This window comes from Streptomyces sp. NBC_00273 (assembly GCF_036178145.1).
Classification (GTDB): Bacteria; Actinomycetota; Actinomycetes; order Streptomycetales; family Streptomycetaceae; genus Streptomyces.
In genome coordinates this window covers 2,182,637-2,200,687 of the sequence record NZ_CP108067.1, presented here as the reverse complement: position 1 = coordinate 2,200,687, position 18,051 = coordinate 2,182,637, and the positions used below count along the sequence as shown (strand labels likewise).

At 76.2% G+C, this 18,051-nt stretch carries 8 protein-coding genes; 4 read left to right on the top strand and 4 right to left on the bottom strand.

The genetic code is table 11. The features are described 5' to 3' along the window. Positions 1–4 precede the first annotated feature (4 nt). Genes OG386_RS09265 through OG386_RS09255 form a run of 3 tightly spaced genes read right to left on the bottom strand, consistent with a single transcriptional unit; the run spans position 5 to position 11,775 of the window. On the bottom strand, positions 5–325 hold the full coding sequence (locus OG386_RS09265; protein WP_328787689.1) for an acyl carrier protein: 321 nt from the start codon (positions 323–325) through the stop codon (positions 5–7). Further along, a complete protein-coding gene (locus OG386_RS09260) occupies positions 315–5,009 on the bottom strand; it encodes a polyketide synthase (protein ID WP_328787688.1) in 4,695 nt (1,564 codons plus the stop codon). Before OG386_RS09260 ends, OG386_RS09265 begins: the two co-directional genes overlap by 11 nt. Then, a complete protein-coding gene (locus tag OG386_RS09255; RefSeq protein WP_328787687.1) occupies positions 5,002–11,775 on the bottom strand; it encodes an SDR family NAD(P)-dependent oxidoreductase in 6,774 nt (2,257 codons plus the stop codon). The genes OG386_RS09260 and OG386_RS09255 overlap by 8 nt, the downstream gene beginning before the upstream one ends. 528 nt (positions 11,776–12,303) lie before the next feature. Between OG386_RS09255 and OG386_RS09250 the strand changes: the two genes are divergently transcribed. The 3 genes from OG386_RS09250 to OG386_RS09240 all read left to right on the top strand — a co-directional run bounded on the left by OG386_RS09250 (position 12,304) and on the right by OG386_RS09240 (position 15,000). Further along, a complete protein-coding gene (locus OG386_RS09250; RefSeq protein ID WP_328787686.1) occupies positions 12,304–13,197 on the top strand; it encodes a LysR family transcriptional regulator in 894 nt (297 codons plus the stop codon). 138 nt (positions 13,198–13,335) lie between these two features. Then, positions 13,336–13,632, top strand: coding sequence for a putative Ig domain-containing protein (locus OG386_RS09245; RefSeq protein ID WP_328787685.1), 297 nt, complete (start codon positions 13,336–13,338; stop codon positions 13,630–13,632). 84 nt (positions 13,633–13,716) lie between these two features. Next, positions 13,717–15,000, top strand: coding sequence for a cytochrome P450 family protein (locus OG386_RS09240; protein ID WP_328787684.1), 1,284 nt, complete (start codon positions 13,717–13,719; stop codon positions 14,998–15,000). Here OG386_RS09240 and OG386_RS09235 read toward each other — a convergent pair. Beyond that, the gene (locus tag OG386_RS09235) at positions 14,956–16,584 is read right to left on the bottom strand and encodes a molybdopterin-dependent oxidoreductase (protein WP_328787683.1); all 1,629 of its coding nucleotides are present in this window, start codon (positions 16,582–16,584) and stop codon (positions 14,956–14,958) included. The two genes, OG386_RS09240 and OG386_RS09235, sit on opposite strands and share 45 nt — an antisense overlap. A 181-nt stretch (positions 16,585–16,765) precedes the next feature. On the opposite strand from OG386_RS09235, the gene OG386_RS09230 reads away from it, so the two are divergent. Next, entirely contained in the window at positions 16,766–18,004 is a 1,239-nt protein-coding gene (locus OG386_RS09230) for an MFS transporter (RefSeq protein WP_328787682.1), read from the top strand. The last annotated feature ends 47 nt before the right edge of the window (positions 18,005–18,051 follow it).

Genomic DNA, 18,051 nt, shown 5'->3' with positions numbered 1-18,051 from the left:
CGGCTCAGCCGGCCGACGCGGGGGAGTTCCCCGCGGCGGCCCGGGCCAGGGAGGTGTGGGTGATCCGGCCGATGTGGGCGACGAGCTCGCCGACGGACATGGCCAAGATGGCGTCCATGTCCTTCTCGGCCAGGAAGCCCATCAGGTCCACGTCGGCGCCGTAGCGGTGGTGGAGCAGCTCGGCGAGGGCGACGAACTCGATGCTCTCCAGGGCGAGGTCCTCGTTGAAGGTCGTCTTCATCGTGACCTCCTCGGCGAGCAGGTACTCGTCGCCGACGATCTCCACGAGCATTCCGGTGATCTCGGCGAGGATGTCAGGTGCCATGACGGGCCTCCGTGAGGGGAAGGGGAAGGGGGACGGGTACGGGGGAGGGCGCCGCGAGGTGGACGGTCCAGGCGACGACGTGATCGGGCACGGTGTCGGTGAGCGGGGTGGCGAGCGGGCTGCTGAGCGGGGTGGTGCGGATCGGGTACGGGTCCCCCTCGGGGGAGGTCACGAGCAGGGCGCCGGAATCCGGGTCCCCGGCCACCCGCCAGTCCCGCGGCCGGCCGCCCAGCCCGCCCCCGGCCGCCTTCGCCGCGGCCTCCTTGGCGCACCACAGGGAGGTGAGCGCGGCGGGCAGGCCGGTGCCCCCGCGGGCGGCCAGCCCTTCGGCGAGACGGAGTTCGCCCGGGCCGAGGGCGATCCGGATCAGCGCGTCCGGGTCCGCGGTCACCTGCTCCACATCGATGCCGACCGGCCGGGCCGGGTGGGCCAGCGCGACCGCGAGCCGGTCCTTGTGCGCGATCGACAGCCGGAAGCCGCCGGTCAGCGGCGACACGGCCACCGGCCGGCCCGCCGGGTCGTTGCCGATCGGCACCTCCGCGGGGAACACCGGCCCGGCCCCGCCGTCCCACAGCAGCTGCCGCAGCGCGTCCTTGGCCGCGATCCGGCCCAGCAACCAGGGCGCCCGGGCACGCGGCGACAGCCGCTCGTAGGCCGCCCGCTCGGCGGCACCGAGGTAGCGGCGCATCACCAGTTCCTGCGAGGCGGGATCGTTCCAGCGGCGCCGGGCCAGGCACCAGCCCTCGGGCCGGGCTTCGCCGATCCCGCACACCTCCGGGGTGAACTTCATCGGCCAGACCCGCTCGTCGGCGCCGAACCGGCGGTACGTCCATCCCTCGATCCGGGCCCACACCCCGCCGCCCGCCCCGCGCAGCTCGACGTCACCGCGCACGGTGACGTCCTGCACCGCGCGGATCCGGGCCGTGGCGGTCACCAGCTCCCGCGGGGCGGGCGGGGGACCGTAGAACCGGATGCGGTCCACGGTGGCCGGGAACACCAGTCGGTCGACCGGCAGGCGCAGTTGCATCCAGTGTCCGAAGAGCTGCCCGGCGGCGTCGAGCAGCGCGCCCGGGTCGGGCAGTGCCCGCAGGACCCCCCGGATGCCGTCCGAGCCGACGGACCGGACCACGTGCACCCCGGCGAAGCGCGGGCCGTGGAACATCCACCGGTCCCGGTACAGGGCCTCGGCGCTGACCGGGGCGGGGCCGGGGTCGCGCAGGGGCGTGCCGTCGGGCGCGGGCGGCTGCCCGTACCGCTCGCCGAGCAGCACGACCACCGAGGCGTACTCCCCGAGGTCGACCCGCATCCGACCCGGCCCGTCACCGCGGACGGTGACCTCGACGTCGACGGCCGGCTCGACCGCCAGCCACCGCAGGGCGCGTACGTCCTCGTACCCGATGACGGAGAGGCCGGGAGGGGCGTGCCGCCGGACGGCCCCGGCCGCCAGCTCCAGCATGGTGGTCATGGGCACGACGGGGAACCGGTCGGAGTCCTCCGGCCAGCCGTCGGGCTGGAGGTACACGCAGTGGTCCCGTACGTAGGGGAGCGCGGCGAGTGACAGCCGCAGGAGCTGCTTCCCCGTGGCCCTTCCCGAATCCTCGGGGTCGTGGGCCGGCGGCGGTGCCGGTGCCGGCGCCTTCGGCGGTCCTACGGTCGACCAGGCGTCGGTGACGGCCCGGGCGGCCGAGCCCGCGTCGGCCAGTACCGCGTCCAGGGCGGAGAGCAGCACCGGGCGGGTCGCTCCGGCCGCCGCGGACAAGGGCGCCGGGGGCTCCGTCGGTCGGTCCGGGGCCGGGGGCGAGCTCGGGGCGGCGGCCCCGGCCGGGGCCGGGGCGAGGAGGCCGCGCAGGGAGGTGCGGGCCGTCTCGCTCAGGTGGACCAGCGGGGACCCCAGGTGCAGGGGCACGCGCAGTCCCGGTCCGGCGGGTGCCGGCTGCCGCGCGGCCGGGCCGGGTCGCGGCGTCGGACCGGCCGCCGGGGCCGTCCCGGCCAGGAGCCCCCACCGCGGCGCGTACCCCTCCGCCCAGAGCGCCGCGCAGGTGCGGCGGAGCGCCGCCAGGCCCGGCAGGCGCGGGGCGGAGGTGGAAACCGAGAGGTGCGGGCGGTCGCGCAGGGTGTCCTCGACGAAACCCGGCAGGCTGCCCGGGCCCAACGTGACGAAGGCGCGCACGCCCTCGTCCTCGTACAGCCGCAGGACCAGCTCGCGGAAGCGGACCGGCTCCAGCAGGTGCCGTACGACCAGGTCGCGGACGTCCCGCGGAGCCGACGGGAACGGCGCGCACGTGGTGGCCGACCACACCGGGAGCCCTCCGGGCCGCAGCGGCAGCCGGTCGAAGGCGGCGCGGACCTGCCCGAGGTACGGCTCCCACATCGGGGTGTGGAAACCCGAACGGAACGGCAGCTCCTGACCGAGCACCCCGTCACCGCGCAACCGCGCCACGGCCGCGGCCACTTGTGCCGGTTCCCCGCAGATCACCGACTGGTGCGGGCAGTTGTCGTGGCTGACCACCACCCGGTCCAGGTCGTGCAGCGCGGCCCCGGCCCGCGCCGCGCCGCAGCCCAGCGCCGCGTACACGAGGTCCGGGACCCGGACGTCCCCCGGTCGCAGCGAGCCGAGGAAGGTGTCCGCCGCCTCCTGCGGGTACATGCCGGCGGCCACCATCGCCGCCCACTCGCCCAGGCTGTGACCCGCCAGCACATCGGCCTCGACGCCCAGTTCGGGCAGGACGCGGGCGAAGAAGCGGCCCGTCGCGATCGCGTCGAGGGCCCGCTCCACGAGGGACGCGCCGCGGGTCAGCCGGGGCGCCTCCCGCGCGAACCGCTCCGCCACGTCGTCCACCACCGGGGCGAACTCCGGCTCCAGGCCGGGGAACAGGAACGCCGTGCGGCCGCCCAGCGGCTCCGGGGCGAACCACACGTCCCCGCGCCCCCGCCACGGCCGGCCGCGCGCCACCGCCTTGGCGGCCAGCGCCAGCCGCTGGGGCGTGGGCCCGACCACCGCGACCCGGCAGGGCCCGTCGCCGCCGGACACCGGGACGGCGGCCGCCAGCCGGGCCGACAGCTGCGCCGCAGTGTCCGCACCGATGAGGAGCACGTCGTCCCCCGCGACCGGCCCCACCGGCGCGGCCGGCGCTCCCAGCGGCAGGAACCGGCGCACCGGAGCCACCCGGGCCGGGCCGGGGGTCGAGACGGGGGCCGGGTCGGGGGCGGCCGCAGCGGTCGAGCGCGAGGCCGTCGGAGCCTCCTCCAGCACCACATGGGCGTTGATCCCGCCGAAGCCGAACGCGTTGACCCCGGCCCGGCGCGGCCGCGGCCCCTGCTCCCACGGCTCGGCCGCGCGCACCGGCCGCATCCGCGTCCGGGCCAGGTCCGGGTGCGGCTCCTCGAGGTGCAGCGTCGGCGGCAGCACCCCCTCGTACACGGCGAGCGCGGCCTTGATCAGCCCGGCCATGCCCGAGGCCTGCATGGTGTGCCCGAGCATCGACTTCACCGACCCGAAGCCGATCCCGCCTCCGATCCCGCGTCCGTTCCCGGGCTCGGGCGGGCCGAACACCTGCGCCAGAGTCTGCAGTTCGGCCGCGTCCCCGACCGGTGTGCCCGTGCCGTGCGCCTCCAGCAGGCCCAGCGCGCCCGGCGCCCGCGGATCCAGCCCGGCCTCCCGCCAGGCCCGTTCCAGGGCCTGCACCTGGCCCGCGACCAGCGGGCTCATCAGGCTCGCCGCGCGGCCGTCCCCGGCCACGCCCGTGCCGCGGACCACCGCGTACACGCGATCGCCGTCGCGCTCCGCGTCCGCCAGCCGCTTCAGCAGCACCACCCCGGTGCCCTCGGACAGCAGGGTTCCGTCGGCCCGGCGGTCGAAGGGCCGGATCCGCTCGCTCGGGCTGAGCGCCCGCAGCTGCGTGAACACGCTCCACAGCGTCGCGACGTGACAGTGGTGGACCGCCCCGGCGACCACCGCGTCGCAGCGCCCGGCGGCCAGCAGCCCCACCGCCTGGTCCACCGCCAGCAGGGAGGAGGCGCAGGCCGCGTCCAGGGTGTAGGCGGGCCCGCGGAAGTCCAGCCGGTTCGCGGTCCGGGCGGCGGTGAAGCTCGGCACCAGCCCGATCGACGCGTCCGGCTGCTCCGGCCCCAGCGCGTCCTGGAACGCGGAGCGCACCGCCGCGATCCGCCGCTCACCCAACTCCGGCGCCAGATCCCGCAGGGTCTGCGCCAACTGGTGTGCGGTGCGCACCCGTTGGTCGAGCCGCGCGGTGGCCACCCCCATGAACCCGCCGCGCCCCAGCACCACCCCGATCCGTGACCGGTCGGCGGGCAGCCGGGCCTCGCCGCCCGCGTCGGCGATCGCTTCGGCCGTCGCGTGCAGGGCCAGCATCTGGTCCGGTTCGGCCCCGTCCACGGCAGCTGGCATGATCCCGAACCGGGTCGGGTCGAAGGCGGCGAGACCGTCGACGAATCCGCCGCGCCGGCAGTAGAACCGGTCGCCCGCCGCCGGTCCGGTGGCGCCCCGCGGGTCGTAGTACACCTCGGGGTCCCAGCGTTCCGGCGGGACCTCGCCGATGCAGTCCGTACCGGCGAGCAGGTTGCGCCGGTACGCGGCCAGGTCGGCGGCCCCCGGGAAGACCGCGCCCATCCCCACGATCGCGGCGTCGGTCGGGCGGGGGCCGCACCGCTCTCCGTCACGCATCGCCCCGGCCCTCCTCCGCCATCAGGACCACCTGCACGTCGCTCCCGTACGCCAGTTCGTCGAGGAACGCGGCGGTCCCCGCGTCCGGTGCGATGAGCGGGATGCCGCGCCGGACGTACGCACGCTCCAGCTCGGGGGTGACCATCCCGCCCGCCTCCGCCGCCCAGGGGCCCCAGTCGACGGACAGCACCCGACCGGGGAAGGACTCGGCCCAGACGTGCGCGAGGCCGTCGAGGGCGTCGTTGGCCGCGGCGTAGTCGCACTGGCCGCGGTTGCCGTACACCCCGGCGACGCTGCCGAACAGGGCGAGGAACCGGGGCGCGGGAAGATCCCCGTGCTCGGCCGCCGCGGCGGCCAGGTGGCGGGCCCCGGTCACCTTCGTGGCGAACACCGCGGCGAAATCGTCCGGCCGCTTGTCGCGCAGCAGCCCGTCCCGCAGCACCCCGGCGCCGTGCACGATGCCGTCGAGGCGGCCGTGGCGCTCCCGTACGTCGGCCACGACCGCCCGGACGGCCCGCTCGTCGGTGACGTCCGCGCAGTGGTAACGGACGGACGCCGCTGCGGCGCCGAGGGCGGTCAGGGTGGCCCGCACCTCGCGCTCGGCGAGGATCCGCGAGGCCGCCGCCTCGATCTCCGCGGGCGTGCGCAGCCCGGCGGCGATCAGGGCCGCGCGCAGCGCGACCCGGTCCTGCGCCGGCCCGAACCCGTCGGCTTCGGCGGCGGGTTCGGGGGTGCGCCCGACCAGTTCCACGTGGCATCCGGTGGCGCGGGCCAGCGCGAGCGCGGTGCGGGCGGTGATCCCGCGGGCCCCGCCCGTCAGCAGGACCACCGAGCCGCGGTCCAGGGGCGGTGGGCCGTCGGGGGCGGAGGGAGCCGGCAGGGGGGCCGGCACGGGGCGGCGGGCGACGCGGGTCCCCTCGGCGGTGTATCCGACGGAGGCGGGGGCGTCGGGGGCGTCGGGGGCATCGGGGGCATCGAGGGCATCGGGAGTGTCGGGGGTGCTTGCTCCGCTGCTCAGTTCCGCGACGAGCTGCGCCGCGATGCGTTCCGGGTCCTCCTTGGGGTGGACGTCCACGGCCCGCACCAGCGTGCCGGGGAACTCGAGGGCCGCGCTGCGGGCGAAGCCGTGCAGACCGGCGCCGGGGGTGCCGGGCCCGGTGATGAGCAGCAGCCGTGGGGTTCCGGTCGTCAGGGCCTCCCGCAGCCCCGGGAAGGCGTCGGGCAGCACCGGCCCGGCGGTGGCCCGCAGCGCGGAGAGGTCGACGAGGCCGTCGAAGCCGGGCCCGGCCGCGCGCAGTCGTGTCGGCTCGGCGCCGAGCTCCTCCAGGGCCGCCGCGAGGGCGGGGGCGATGCCCTGGCCGTCCCCGACGAGGCCGATCCGCAGGCCGCGCAGGGTCTCGGGGGCACCGTCGGCCGCCGGTACGGGCACCAGGTCCACCCGGAGCCGCCCGATGGGCGGTGCCACCGGGGCGCCGTCGGGCGTGGTGGGTGCGGCGGGTGCGGCGGGTGCGCGGGCGGTGATCCAGTCGACGATGCCGCGCAGGGTCTTGATCCGGGACAGCTCCTCGACCGCGGACTCGGCGGAGCCGCTGCCGCCCGGGTCCTGGGGGAGGCCGATCCGGTCGGCGAGGGCGCCGATGATCTCCACCCGCTTGATGGAGTCGATGGAGAGGTCCGCCTCCAGGTCCAGTTCGGGGTCGAGCATGTCGCGGGGGTATCCGGTGCGGGTGTGGACGATCTCCAGGACGAGGTCCATGACCTCTTCGGCGGTGCGGGGGCCCGGCGGTGCGGGGGCGGGGCGGGCGGGGTCGGTGGGATCGGTGGTGAGGGCGGTTCCGGCGGGGTCGGGCGTGCGCCGGGGTGCTTCCTCGGGCGCCGAACGGGGCGAGGGGGCGGAGGGCGCGGCGCCCAGGAAGCCGAGGAGGACGTCCCGTTGGGCCTCGACCAGTTCGCGGGTGCTCCGGAGGTATTCCAGTACGGCCTCCTCCCGGCGGTCGGTCTTCGGAGCCGGTGCGGCTTCGGAGGTCATGACCCGGCGGGCCGGGCGGAGGCCGCCCGGGACCGGGGCGCCGTCCGCGGTGCGGACGAGGTGGCCGTCCACCAGCCAGCCCGGTCGCCGCGGCGCGTGCTCCGGGAGGCGGGAGGTGCGGCCGCGGAAGAGGGCGTGCGGTGCCACCGGCACGCCCGCCGCCACCAACTCGGCGAGCGCATTGACCAGTCGGACCAGGCCGTGCTCGCCCGGTACGTCCAGCGGGACCACCGTGTGCGGTCGCCCCTGCAGGATCCGGCCGACCAGACCGGAGAGGACCCGGCCGGGCCCCGCTTCCACGAAGGTCCGGACACCGGCCGCGTACATGGCCTCCACCTGCTCGACGAACCGGACCGGCTCCGCCACCTGGCGCGCGGCAAGGCTCCGTACCTCTTGTGCCGTCGCCGGATACCGGTCCGCCGTGGTGTTCGACCAGACCGGGGTGTGGGGGGTCGACATCCGGGTCGCCGCCAGTTCGGCGGTCAGGGACGCCACTGCTCCTGCCACCACCTCGCTGTGGAAGGCGCAGGAGACGGGGAGGGGGTCCACCGTGAGTCCCGCCTCGCGCAGGGCCGTCACCGCCGTGGACACGGCCGCCGTCGGGCCCGAGATCACGCACTGCCGGGGCGCGTTGTGGTTCGCCACCACGCAGCCGGCGCGGGCCGCGATCTCCCGTACCTCCTGCGGCGCGGCCGACACCGCCGCCATGGATCCCGGATCCGCGCCGGCAGCCGCCACGATCGCCTCGGCCCGGCGTGCGCTCAACCGCAGCAGGCTCTGCGTGTCGTAGGCCCCGGCCGCCCACAGCGCGGTGAGCTCCCCGTACGAGTGCCCGGCGACGCAGTCCGGCCGTACGCCTAGCTCGCCGAGCAGCAGGTGCGCCGCCGCCCCCGCGAGGCCGAGGGCCGGCTGCGCCACGCGGGTGTCGGTGACGGCCGCCCGCTGCGCGGCCCGTGCCTCGGCGGTGAACGCCGCCGGTGGGAACAGCGTAGACACCACCGGGGGCGGGGCCGAGTCCAGCAGGCCGCGCAGGGCGGGGAAGGCGGTGAACAACGCGCCCAACATGCGCGGGCGTTGGCTGCCCTGGCCGGGGAAGAGGAACGCCACCCCGCCCGGCTCCGCCGACTCCTCCCGTACGTGGACCCCCGCGCCCGGGGTGAACGTGCGGGCCCGTTCCAGGCGGGCCGCCAGCTCGTCCAGGTCGGCCGCCACCACCGCCACCTCGATCCGGCCGGGGGCCGCGGCGGTCTCCGCCGCGAGGTCCCGCAGGGCCCAGGGCCGCCCGGCCGCGTCGTTCTCCTCCAGCCGCGCCGCGAGCCGGGCCATTGCGCGGCCCGCCGCCCGCCGGTCCTCGCCGCGGAAGCAGAACAGCTCCGCCGGCCACTCCTCCAGTCCGTGCCGGGGCTCTGCCGAGCCGCCGTGACCGGCGAGCACCGCGTGGTAGTTGGTGCCGCCGAAACCGAAGGCGCTGACCCCGGCGATCCGCCGCTCCGCGGGCACCGGCCAGGGTCGGGCCTCGCTGTCGAAGGAGAACGGGCTGGTCTGCGCCCGCCAGGCCGGGTTGGGCGTGTCGATGTGCAGGGTCGGGGGCCGGACGCCCGTGTGGACCGCGCGGGCCGCCTTGATCAGCCCGGCCAGCCCGGCGGCACACTTGGTGTGCCCGAGCTGCGATTTCACGGAGCCCAGCGCGCAGGCTCCCGGTTCGGCCCCGGACGCGGTGAACAGCTCGCTCAGCACGGCGAGTTCGGTGCTGTCCCCGACGACGGTTCCGGTGCCGTGCGCCTCGATCAGGCCCACCTCGCCGGGCGTGATGCCGGCCCGCGCGTACGCCCGCTCCAGGGCCCGCCGCTGTCCTTCCGGCCGGGGCGCGGTCAGGCCGAGGGAGCGGCCGTCGCTGGCGGCGCCCACCGCCTTGATCACGGCGTACACGCGGTCGCCGTCGCGTTCCGCGTCGGCGAGCCGCTTCAGGACGAGCGCGCCCACGCCCTCGCCGAGCGCGATCCCGTCGGCGGCCGCGTCGAAGGGCCGGCAGCGGCCGCCGGGCGACAGGGCGCGGACGGAGGCGAACATCAGGTAGTCGTTGATTCCGTTGTGCACGTCGGCGCCTCCGCACAGCACCATGTCGCTGTCGTGGTCGCGCAGTTGGCGGCAGGCGAGGTCCAGTGCGGCGAGCGAGGAGGCGCAGGCGGCGTCGACCGTGCAGTTCGCGCCGCCCAGGTCGAGACGGTTGGCGACCCGCCCGGCGATGACGTTGGCGAGGATCCCGGGGAAGGAGTCCTCGGTGAGGCGCGGCAGTTGCTCGTCCAGCTCGGCCGGGAGCTCCCCCAGGTAGGCGGGGTGCAGGGCGCGCAGCCCGTAGGCGCCCGCGAGTTCCGTACCGGCCTCCGCGCCGAAGACCACCGACGTCCGGGACCGGTCGAAGGCGCGGTCCTTGCCGTAGCCCGCGTCCCCGAGGGCCCGCGCCGAGATCTCCAGGGCCAGCAGCTGCACCGGCTCGATCCCGGCGAGCGAGGCCGGCGGGATGCCGTGCGCGAGGGCGTCGAAGGGCACCGGGTCGAGGAAGCCGCCCCAGCGGGAGGGGGTGCGCTCACCGGCCCGGGCCGGGTCGGCGTCGTAGTAGAGCGCAGGGTCCCAGCGTTCGGCCGGCACCTCGGTGACGGCGTCGGTCCCGGCGAGGACCATGGCCCAGTAGGCGGAGAGGTCGGGGGCGCCCGGATAGGCGCAGGCCATCCCGACGATCGCGATGTCGAGCGCGTCGGCCGCCCGGGGGGCCCGCTCGGCCGACGGCCCGGCGCCGGCGAGTTCCCGGGCCCGCCGCTCCAGCAGGGCGGTGGCCCCCTCGGTGACCTGCGCGTGCAGCGCCGCGATCGTCGTGGTGCCCGTGCGCAGGGTGGCGGCCTGGCCCAGCATGAACAGTCCGTCGGCCCGCTGCTGTTCCTCGGCGACGGGCTCCAGCCCGCTCCCGTCGGGGCTCCTGCGCAGGCCCTTGCTGGCGATCCGCAGTCGCCCCAGGTTCAGTCGCTCCAGCTCCTCCCACATCGTGCGCGGCTCGATGCCGCTCTGTGCGAGCCGCCGCCGGGTCGCCTCGAAGGTGTCGGCGTACGGGGTGGCCGCGCACCGGGTGGCGTGTCCGGGCGCGGTGTGCAGCAGTACGGTGTCCGCGCACTCCACCGCCGCCCGCTGGAAGCCCGGTAGGACCGCGCCCGCCGCCACGGCCTCCTCGGTGAACAGGTAGGCGGTGCCCATCAGCACCCCGACCCGTGCGCCCCGGGCGGCCAGCGGGGCCGCCGCCGCCACCGCCATCGCGGCGGACCGCTCGTCGTGGATCCCGCCCGCGAACAACACGTCCAGAGATCCTGGTTCGGGGCAGGTGAGCAGCCGCTCGATCTGCTCCTCCCACAGCGGGAACGAGGCGCGCGGCCCGACGTGTCCGCCGCACTCCGACCCCTCGAAGACGAACCGCCGGGCGCCTTCGGCGAGATACCGCTCCAGCAGACCGGGCGAAGGCACGTGCAGATGGGTCCGGATCCCCACCGCCTCCAGCGGGGCCGCCTGCGCCGGGGTGCCGCCGGCGACGATCGCGTACGGCGGGCGGGCCTCGGTCACGGCCGCCAGCTGCTCCCGGCGCAGCCCGGGCGGGGCGAAGCCGAGCAGCCCCACGCCCCAGGGGAGGTCCCCGAGCCGCTCGGCCGTCTCCGCCAGCAGCCGGCGTACGGCGGGGCCCTCCATGACCGCGAGCGCGAGGTAGGGGACCCCGCCCGCGGCGGCCACCGCCGCGGCGAAGGCCGCCTGGTCGCTCACCCGTGTCATCGGGCCCTGCGCGACGGGGTGCGGCCGCCCGAGGGGCCGGGCCCGCACAGCCGCTTCCAGGTGCCCGGCGACGGCCGCCCGTACGGCCTGCAGGACGCCGCCCGTGGTCCGGTAGCGCGTGGCCAGCCGGGCCGCCGAGGCCCCGTCCTGACCGACGGGCAGTAGCTGGGTCCGCAGGTCGCGGGCACCGAGCAGGGTGGGTACGGGCCCCTCGGGCGGGGTCAGGTCGGGCCGCGCGAACACCCGGTGCCCCTCCGCCGTCCGGGTCTCGGAGCCGTCCATCGCCCGCAGCGCGGCGATGACTTCCTCCGGGAGCCCGGCCTCGCCCTCCGTGGTCAGGGCCAGTTGTACGTCGAGCAGTACCCCGGCGGCCCCGCCCGCGACGGCCGCGGCCGCCGTGTGCGGGCCGATCCCGCCACAGGCCCGTACGGGCACCCGGACCGCGGGGTCGCCGAGGAGCTGCTGGAGCAGGACGAAGGTGGTGGCCGGGCCCACCCGGCCGCCCCCCTCATGCCCCTTGGCCACCAGCGCGTCCGCCCCGGCGGCCACGGCCGTCCCGGCCTCGGCCGCGCCCGTGACCTCGGCCCACACCCGGGGCCGCCCGGCCGCCGCGGCCCATGCGGCCACCCGCTCGGGGGTGTGCGAGGCGGGGTCGGCGAGGAGCACGGTGTCCACCGCGGCGGGCAGCTCCCCGGGGCCGAGCGGGCAGCCGGCCGGCACCCGCACCCCGTACCGGGCGCCGCCGTCGAGCCGGCGGCCCAGCTCTACGAAACCTCGCCGCGCGGCATCGGCGTCCCGGCCGAGGTCGAGCAGGCCGAGGGCCCCGGCGCGCTCGGCGGCGGTCACAATGGCCGGTTGTGGCTCCTCGAAGGGGCTGACCGCGACGACGAGGTCACGGGTGAGGGCGGGCTGCGGGTGGGGGGTCACGGGCGCTCCTCTTCCAATGCTGGGTGACATGGCGGAGTGCGGGACGGAAGAACGGACGAGCAGGCGAGCGGGCGAACCGACGAGCCGACGAGCCGTGCAACGGCGGTGCGGGGCGGGCCGGAAGACGGGGGAGTGCGGTGGTCGCGCGCACCGGCCGGGGCACCCACCGCGGGTACGGCGGGCTTGAACCGTGGTCAAACACCCGCAATGCCGCGTTGCATCGTGCGGTGGCCGCCGTGCACTGTCAACAGCCTTGCGGAATACGGTGCTTCGTTCCGGCGGCATACACGTGCCACCCGCGATTCCGCCCGGGCGGGCCCACGACACCCCCCGGCCGGCCCGGTGGCCTGCGGCGTTTCCCGCCGGGCCGGGCCGACCCCGCCGCGCGGGCCGGCGTACCGCACCCGCGTGGGCATGCCGCACCGGCATGCGCACGCGCCGACCGGGCATGACCGGCACCCGGGACCCGGCCAGTTGTTCATCCGACGAGCCCTTACAGGTGCGGCCCCGCGCGGTTACCGTCCGGTCATGACCCCCACCCTCGCGCAGCTCCGCTACCTCGTCGCCGTCGCCGACTGCCGTTCCATCACCGGAGCGGCCGCCTCGGTCTTCGTCGCCCAGTCCGCGCTGTCCCGGGCCGTGCAGGCCATGGAGCGCGACCTCGGCGTCGAGCTCCTGGCACGGCGGGGAAGGGGGGTGGACCTCACGCCGGAGGGGGCCCGGGTCGTCCGGCTGGCCCGAACCGTACTCAATGCGGTGGAGGCCATCGACGACATCGGGACCCCGCACGGCGGGGGCGCCCGGGCGGTCCTGACCCTGGTCACCACCCCCACCCTCGCCCTCGACCTGGCCACCGACCTGATCGCGGCCTTCACCGGACGGCACCCCACCGTCGACGTCCGGCTCCAGCAGCACGGCAGCAGGGAGGCCCTGGTCGAGGAGGTGAACCAGGGGCGCTCGGAGCTGGCCCTGGTCGACCTGCCCGTCGACAAGGAGCTCTCCAGCCACTTCATCCAGGAACGGGAGGTGGTGCTGATATCACCGCCGGGCTCCCGGCTGCCCCACCCGATGCCCCTGCGCATGCTCGACGGGCTGCCGATGGTGCTGCCCTCGCCGGGGACCGGCCGGCGCACCGAGATGGAGGCCATGTTCAGTTGCCTCGGAGTGCGGCCCGTCCCGACCCTGGAGGTCGACGAACGACTCGCCTGGGTGACGGGCGTGACGGACGGCCGGGGCTCCCTCATCTGGTACCGGGACGTGGTGCTGAGGGCCTTCGGGAGCCGGGCCGAGATCCGCTCCTTCACGCCGCCGCTGCTGCGCCCGGTGGGCATCGCCCACGCCCGGCGGCCGCTCAGCCGGGCGGCCCGCGCGTTCATCGCGCAGGCCGGGCACAAGGCACCCGTACGGGAGCCGGCGCGCTGACCGGACATGCCCCCGCGGCATTGAACGATGCTCGAACGGGAGGGAACCGGGTCTGGCACGTCCGCTGACGTCCCCTCACATTGTGCGCATATCCCGACTCCTGACACCCCCACACCGACTCCGACGCCCACACCGACCTTGACGCCCACGCCCACGCCGACCCCCACCCCGGGCGGGCTGAAGTTCACCGACCCCGGCCCGCAGTCGTGCACGTTCAACAGGCCCTGCACCGTTCAGCTCCCCACCACCGGGGCGAAGCCCCCCGTCCGGTACGCCGCCACCGGCCTGCCCCGGGGCCTCGCGCTCGACGCCGCCTCCGGGCGGATCACCGGCAAGCCCTGGGGCAGCGGCGCCTTCCAGGTCACCGCCACCGCGAGCGATGCCACCGGAGCCACCGCGGGCACCACCTTCACCCTGACCCTCAGCTGGTTCTGAGACGGGACGGGAGCGGACTTGTCCAACCCGCCCCCGAGGCCGCACTGTTGACCGAGTTTCGTCCATCAGGTCAGGAGAACCGGCTTGTCGTCCCACATCTCACCCGTCCCGCAGGGCCAGAGCACCCCGTACGTGATCGACCCCGCCGGCGGCTGCCCGCACGCCCTCAACGCCCGGCTGCGCGCCGAGCACGGCGCGGTGGCGGAGGTCGTGCTCCCCGGCGGGGTCCCCGGAGCGGTCGTCCTGGGGCACGACGCGCTGAAGGAGTTCCTCGCCCACCCCGACGTGGCCAAGAACGCCAAGCACTTCCCCGCCCTGCACGACGGCACCATCCCCGCCGACTGGCCGCTGCGGGTCTTCTCCAACGCCCAGGGCATGCACACCGCGGACGACGCCGACCACCGCCGCCTGCGCGCTCTGGTCGGCAAGGCCTTCACCATCCGCCAGGTGGAACGGCTGCGGCCGCGCATCGAGGAGCTGACCGCCGGACTCCTCGACGACCTCGGGCGGGCCGCGGCCGGCTCCCCGGACGGGACCGCCGACCTGTACGAGCACTTCGCCCTCCCGCTCCCGATGAACGTCATCTGCGAGTTGCTCGGCGTGGACCCCGAGCACCGGGGCCGGCTGCACGAACTGACCAACAAGGTGATCATCGCCACCGACCTCACCCCGGCCGAGAAGATGGCCGCCCTGCAGGAACTCATGGCCCTGACCGCAACGATCGCGGCCGCCCGCGCCGCGAACCCCGGCGAGGACCTCACCAGTGCCCTGATAGCCGCCCGCGAGGACGACGGGGACCGGCTCACCGAAGTCGAACTCATCGGCACCATGCGGCTGATGCTCGTCGCGGGCCACGAGACCACCCTCAACCTCATCGTCAACGCGGTCCGCGCCCTGTGCGCCCACCGCGACCAGCTCGCGCTGGTCCTGGACGCCAAGGCGACCTGGTCGGACGTGGTGGACGAGACCCTGCGCTGGGACACCCCGGTCAGCTGGTTCCCGTTCCGCTACCCCACCCGCGACCTGACCGTCGACGGGACCGTGATCGCGCAGGGCACCCCGGTGCTCGCCGGATACAGCGCCGCGGGCCGCGACGAGTCCTTCCACGGGCCGGACGCCGACCGCTTCGACATCACCCGCCCCACCGCCGCCCGCAGCCTCGCCTTCGGCCACGGCGCCCACTACTGCACCGGGGCCCCGCTGGCCCGGCTGGAGGCCACGATCGCCCTGGAGCGGCTCTTCACCCGCTTCCCCGACCTCGACCTCGCGGTCCCGGACGCCGAACTCCCGTACCAGAACAGTTTCATCAGCAACAACGTCCGCTCACTGCCGGTCCGCCCCGGCCGACGGGCCACCGCCGCTTCCTAGCGCCCGGACGCGTACGTCCACCGCGTGCCACCCCGTCGCCCCGTCCGGCACGGTCCCGGTGCGGACCCCCGTCTGCACCGCGCCCGTGCCGTCCGTGGCGCGGACCTCCAGGGTGTGCGGGCCGGGGGTCGCCTCCCACGGCCACACCCATTGGCGCCAGGTGTCGAGGCCGTCCGCCGTCCCGAGCCGCGCCTCCTGCCAGGGGCCGCCGTCCACCCGGACCTGGACCCGCTCGATCCCTCGGTGCTGGGCCCAGGCCACCCCGGCTACGGGTACCCGGCCCGGCGCCAGGTCGGCGTACGGGCGCGGGGTGTCGATCCGCGACTGCGTCTTGACCGTGGCCTGCTGGGCCCAGGACCTGCGCACCCAGTAGGCGTCGTACGCGGCGAAGGTGGTCAGCCGCAGCTCGGTGAGCCATTTGCAGGCGGAGACGTACCCGTACAGGCCCGGTACGACCATCCGGACCGGGAACCCGTGGGCGAAGGGCAACGGTCGGCCGTTCATGCCGACGGCCAGGAGCGCCGCCCGGCCGTCCATGACGGTCTCGACCGGTGTGCCGATGGTCATGCCGTCCACCGAACGCGCCACCAGCTGGTCGGCGGGCCCGCCCTCGGACGGCGGCCGCACCCCCGCTTCGCGCAGCACGTCCCCGAGGCGCACGCCGAGCCAGCGGGCGTTACCCGCGTACGGGCCGCCGACCTCGTTGGACACGCAGGTGAGGGTGATGTCGTGCTCGACCACCGGGCGGGCGAGGAGCTGGCGCAGATCCAGGGTCAGGGGCCGGGCCACCCCCTCCCCGTGGATGCGCAGCCGCCAGGTGTCCGCGTCCACGCGCGGGACCACCAGCGCGGTGTCCACCCGGTAGAAGTCCTGGTCCGGGGTGAGGAAGGGGCCGAGCCCCGGCACCCGCAGGTCAGCCCCGGCGGGCACCGGCGGTGCGGGCACGGTGGGCCGGGGGAGGACGAAGCGGGCCCGGGAGGCGGTGGCGTCGGCGCTGCCGTGCGCACCCAGCCGTCGTGCCCCGAGTCCGACCCCGGCCGACGCCGCCAGGACGGCGACCACCAGTCGGCCGAAGCCGCGCCGGTCCATCGACCCGGCCCCGCCCGGCGGAGCTCCGGTCGGGCGGGTCCGCTTCCCGGCCGTGACCAGCAGGTACAGCACCCCGGCCGAGACGAGTGCGCCCACCAGGGAGGGCAGCGCGTCCTGCCAGGAGGCCTCCGGCCGGCTGAGCGCGGCCAGTGCCCCCACCAGCCCGAATCCGCCCGTGACGGCGATCGCGGCGGGGAGGTGGCGTACGGCGAGCAGCCCGGTGCCGACGGCGACCGCGGCCAGGGCCACGAGGATGCCGAGGCCCAGCACCAGTTTGTCGGAGGTGCCGAACAGTCGGATGGCCCATTCCCGGACGGCCACCGGCGTCAGGTCCACCACGGCCCCGCCGACCGCCGTGACCGGCGAGGCCTCGGGCCGGCCGGCCGCTGCGGCGGCCAGCTGCGCTGACGCCAGTCCGGCCACGGCCGCGACGATCCCGCTGACGGCGCCCGTCGTGCGCCGCAGCCGCGCGGAACGGCTCGGGTCTGACTCCACACGGCCAGTGTCCCGCGCTCGGGCGGCTCCGCGTCGGCGCCGTGCCGCCGGGCCCGACCTCGCTTGCGCCCAGGGTGAAAGGACCGTGCCCGGAGCGAACGGGCCGCGGCGAAGGCCGGGTGCGCGGCAACGATGACGTCATGTCCCTTCCCGTTCCCCGTTCCCCGAAAGCGTGGACACCGTGCCCCTGAAACCCGACCGGACCATCCGCGCCTCGCCCTACCGGCCCGTACTCACCCACTCGACGCTGCGCCGCCTGTTACCGGGGTTCACCGTCTCGTCCCTCGGCGACGGCATGGCGGTGGTCGCCGTGAGCTGGCTGGCGATCGAGATCGCACCGGCGGCGGAACGCGGCACGTGGGTGGCCCTGGCCGCCGCGGCCCACACGCTCTCGGGCGCCGCGGGAGCCGTCCTCCTCGGCCGGTTCCTGCGCCGCCGCTCCCCGGCCCGACTGGTCGCCTGCGACGCCCTGCTGCGCGCCACCGCCCTGGGCGCGATCCCCGTGTGTCACGCCCTGGGGACGCTGAGCATCGAGCTGTACGTCGCCCTGCTCGCCCTGTCCTGCGTCCTCCACTCGTGGGGCCAGGCCGGCGTCTACACCTTGCTGGCCCGGCTGCTGCCGGAGCGCGACCACCTGGCCGGCAACGCCGTCCTGTCCGGCATCGGCTCGCTCTCCACCGTCCTCGGCCCGCCCCTCGCCGGCGCCCTGATCCTGTGGGGTGGCGCCGCGACCGTGATCGCCGTCGACGCGGCGACCTTCCTCGTCCTGGCCGCCACCTTCCTCTTCGGCGTGCCGCACGACGACGCGCCCGCACCCGAGGAGGGCGCCTCCCGGACCGCGGGCTTCGCCGTCATCCGCCGCACCCCGGCCCTGCTGGGCCTGCTCGCCCTGAGCTTCGCCTTCTTCTGCCTCTTCGGTCCCGTGTACGTCGCCCTGCCGCTGTACGTATCGGACGGTCTGGGCGCTTCGGCGGGCCTGCTGGCCGCCTTCTACACCGCGTTCGGTGTCGGTGCCGTCCTCGGCTCGATCCTGACCGGATACCTGAACCGCCTGCCGGTGTGGCCGGTCACGACCGGCATCGTCGCCGCCTTCGGGGTCTTCCTGCTGCCGACGGGGCTGGGGGCGCCGACGGCGTTCGCCGTCGCCGGGTTCGCCGTAGCCGGGCTGCTCTGGCCCCCGTACGCCTCGCTGTCCACCGCCCTCTTCCAGCGTTCGGCCCCGCCGGAACTGCTTCCCCAGACCCTGGCCGCGAGCTCTGCGGTCCGGGTGCTCGCGGTGCCGCTCGGTACCGCGCTGGGCGGCCCGCTGGTGGCCGGGCTCGGAGCCCGGCAGACCCTGCTGGCCTCGGCCGCCTCGATCGCCGTCCTCGGCCTGGCGGCCGCCGGGGCCGCACGGGCGGGGCAGAAACGGAACCCGTGAATCCGCGCCGGGGGGCCGCCCGGGGTCCGGACGGGCCCCCGGCACGG